The 559-nt window shown below is 59.6% G+C and carries 1 rRNA gene; it reads left to right on the plus strand.

The features are described from left to right. Positions 1-86: ribosomal RNA gene (locus E1300_RS49675) — 16S ribosomal RNA — on the plus strand; the annotation flags it as partial. Positions 87-559: the final 473 nt, after the last annotated feature.

Raw genomic sequence — 559 nt, forward strand, 5'->3', positions numbered from 1 at the left:
GGGAGCGGTCGAAGGTGGGGCCGGCGATTGGGACGAAGTCGTAACAAGGTAGCCGTACCGGAAGGTGCGGCTGGATCACCTCCTTTCTAAGGAGCACAAGCTGGCTCGGATCGACTCCCTTTGGGAGTGTTCGGGTCGGTGGCCGCTGTTGACGGCGAATGTTCGTCAGGTGGCTGCTCATAGATGTGGAGCACTGGTTATTCATCGGCCGTTCGTGCGGCTCGGCAAGTACCGCCCCTTCGCGGGGAGTGGGAACGACGAGTCCGGGCGGGGGGTTTGGTGGACACGCTGTTGGGTCCTGAGGAAACGGGCGTTGAGCCCGGGTGCCTCTGGATCGCGGGACCAAGACCGCATCCCCTCATCGGGGGTGTGGTTTTGGTGGGCCCGGTTGTTTTTTGAGAACTGCACAGTGGACGCGAGCATCTCTGGTGAGGATGCGGCTCTTTGGAGTCGTGTTTTCATCTGCGATTTGTTTTGATCGTTTTGTGTGTTCAAGTTTTTAAGGGCATACGGTGGATGCCTTGGCATCAGGAGCCGATGAAGGACGTGGGAGCCTGCG

Source organism: Actinomadura fibrosa (assembly GCF_900659615.1).
Classification (GTDB): Bacteria; Actinomycetota; Actinomycetes; order Streptosporangiales; family Streptosporangiaceae; genus Spirillospora; species Spirillospora fibrosa.